The 3,278-nt window shown below is 41.7% G+C and carries 2 protein-coding genes; both read left to right on the plus strand.

Annotated features, from left to right (window positions below; genetic code table 11):
- The first annotated feature begins 264 nt into the window (after nt 1–264).
- A complete protein-coding gene (locus tag CXF65_RS00865; protein WP_264754715.1) occupies nt 265–1,083 on the plus strand; it encodes a DUF2345 domain-containing protein in 819 nt (272 codons plus the stop codon).
- Nucleotides 1,076–3,278: LysM peptidoglycan-binding domain-containing protein (locus CXF65_RS00870; RefSeq protein WP_157823962.1), on the plus strand; the 2,203-nt coding region annotated here is incomplete at its 3' end. The genes CXF65_RS00865 and CXF65_RS00870, both read left to right, overlap by 8 nt.

The raw sequence follows: 3,278 nt of genomic DNA on the forward strand, positions 1-3,278 counted from the left end.
ACAAGGTGTCAATCTGGCAAGCGACCATGGTTTACAAATCACAGGTGATACAGGCGTATTACTCTCCACTTTCGGACTAAGACACAGCCAGTCAGAGCACGAGTCTGCGTGGGTCAATGATGCAGGACAGCAACAGCTTAAGCTAGGCGCTGAGCTGAGCTGAGTGAGACGTTAGCGGAGGCTAAGCAGGCGCATCTACAATCGACCGAAGCGCTCAGTAATGCCCGAGCGTCAATAGAAGGGTTTAAAAGTACGGCGCAAATCATTGATGAGACGCTAGATACCGAAGTACTTGGCGCAGCCGATGTGATGCTGGTCAGCAAAGACAGCATTCTGGCCTCTGCAAATAATACGCTATGGACGGCGAAAACAATAGTCATACAGTCAGGCGCTACCCAGTCGGATGTGGTGGCAGGCAATTATACGCTGACGGCAAATACGATTGACTCGCTCTCTGGGGTTGGTGGTCAAGCGGATCAGTCAGGGCTACATATCAGTGCCAACACTAAACCTGTAGCGATACAAGCCCAAGGCGGTGAGTTGCAATTGCACAGCCAGCGAGGTATGACGATTGGTAGTGAGTCAGGACAGGTGAATGTGTCGAGTCCGAAGCGGATCAAGCTGCAGACCTCAGCAGGAGCATCGATTACAATCGATGACAGCGGGATTAAGCTTGTGTGCCCCGGGACGATTAAAGTGCAGGCTGTGAAGAAGGGTTTGGTCTCTGGAGCGAGAGCTAATTATTCATTACCGATGATGCCTGAGACCATTCCACTGTTTAGTAATAAGCTTGATGTTTATGATTTGTTTTATCAGCATAATTTCAATGAAATCGAATTTCAAATTCTGCGACCTGATGGACAATTGGTAGAAGGGGTATTAGATGAGCATGGACGCACTGCTCCTGTTATTAGTGATAAAGAAGAAGAGGTTGAAATACTAGTGGGCTTTAAAGATACGGATTGGGGTGTTGAGTTTGAACCTGACGAGGATGAAGAGACAGAAATGTCTGATGAATATGACAGCAATGAGTCAAACGATTCTTTAGGCCAAGACTCTTATCAGGAGAGTCACGATGAGTAAGCCGAAAAGTATTCTATTTCAACTCAAGTTTGTTGATCTACTTAATAAACCTTTTCCCAATTTATATCATGAAATTCGAGAAACTGGAAAGCTAATAAGCACCAACAGGTCTGATGCTCAAGGGCTTGGTACATGGATCAGCCGACCACCTGGCACCATATTAGTCGTACATGTTCGACACCCTTTAACCAAAAAAATGATCGTAGTGAATAGCTACATTCGTGTTCCTTCTAAAAAAGGTACAATTAAGCTTAAAGCATCTTTTTCTATTCAAACCGTTAAGCTTAGAGCACTTGATAAAAACAGTGGTTCGTACCAAAGAAGCACTCATCAAGTTACAGCAACTAAGGGAGAACACGAAGTTAAGAAAGGTCAAGATCTATACACTATTGCAAAGATACATGATACAACATGGCAAATACTAGCACAGCTTAATAAAGCGACTATCAAAGACCCTAATAGAATAGTTCCAGGCCAAATTATAAAAGTGCCGCCAAAGGGTAGTAGCTTAACGGGCAAAACTAATGAGAGACCTGACTCACTAAAAGATCAAACCAATTACAAAGTAAAAAAAGGTGAGACGTTGTCTGACATCTCACAAAGAAGTGGCGTATCAGTAGAGCAGCTTAAGCGTATAAATGGCATTACAGATCCCACTAAACTACAATCAGATCAGACGATTAAGCTTCGAGACGATGGTTCAGCACAATCTCATAACCCCCCTAAACCCTCTCCTAAACCAACGGCGAGACCTAGATCAACTACGACCCCTAACGCTTCTAATGAAGAAGATGGGTTCTTCGATAATGCAAAAGATGCCATTAGTAATGCAGCAAAAGGGACCGTTGGTGTCATTGGCGGTGCTGCTGACTGGGTAGGTGGAAAAGCTAAAGAAGGGTTTGAAGGTGTCACTGATGCTATGAGCGGAAGCAAGAATGATAAGCCTGCTGGAAAAGCGCCTGCTATCACTCCAAATTCAAGTAGTAACCCTTCATCTACATCAGGTAACTATACTGTAAAAAGTGGCGATACATTGAGTGGCATTGCTCAAAAGCATGGCGTTAATACTAATGATTTAGCTCGTGCTAACGGCTTAAAGCTTACTGATACGATTCGTCCAGGCGATAAGCTTAAGATACCTAGCAATGAAACTTCTTCTTCATCTACAGGTAGTTCTTCTCAATCAAGTAGAACAGATGTCCCTGTCAACGTTATTACAAAACCTAGCAATAGCTCTGATGGTGCGCCAAAGGCTGTCGCTACAACTAATGGTGCTTGTATTTGTAAAGCCCATAATCTATTTTGGAGTGCGAAAGTAAGCTGTGAATTTAGAAAGAAAGTCATTGAAATATGTCAGGACTTATGGCCGAATGACTACCTAGCAATGGCTAATAATTTGATGGCATTGATGCATCTGGAAACAGAAGGTACTTTTGATCCATCTAAAGTTAACTCTCTTGGTTTTGTTGGGTTAGTTCAGATGGGTGCAGGTGCGCGCGAAGATTTAAATGTCTCTAAAGATAAGTTGCGTAATATGTCAGCAGTAGAGCAACTAGATTGGGTTAAAAGGTACTTTCAGTTATACAATAATCGATACAAAAAAATAGATAGTTTCCTTGAAATGTATCTGACGATACTACGTCCAGCGTCTGTTAAGCCCGAGGGTATTGATATAGATGACAATGAAATTATTTTTAAAGATAATGGACAAGCAAAAGGGAATCCTTATAGACAGAATCCAGCATTCATGAAAGAAAAAGGAGAATGGAAGGAAAAAGGAGAATTGAAGGTGAGAGGCTTTTCAGGTGGTGTGACTTACGCATGGGAAGTTAAAAAGGAAATCGCGCATCATTACGATGATGGAAAAAAACCTGAAAATAGAGTATTTAAACCTACTTGTGAAGGAGTAATTCAAAAGCCACAGACTAATACAGGATGCAGACCTTTAAGTGCTAAGAACGAAAAAAAGGTTGAAAAGTTACATCCCAAAATTAGATGTTCAGTTAGGGATTTTATAAATGACTCAGAAAGAGAACTGGGTATTAAGCTAATTATTGTCCAAGGACTTAGAACTTATGAAGAACAAAATAAGTTATATGCTAAAGGACGTACAGCGTCAGGTAGTATAGTTACTAAGGCTAAAGGTGGACAAAGTAATCATAACTTTGGCGTTGCTATTGATGTCTTTCCTTTAC

This window comes from Psychrobacter sp. Sarcosine-3u-12, from assembly GCF_002836005.1.
In the GTDB taxonomy this organism is placed as follows: Bacteria; Pseudomonadota; Gammaproteobacteria; order Pseudomonadales; family Moraxellaceae; genus Psychrobacter; species Psychrobacter okhotskensis.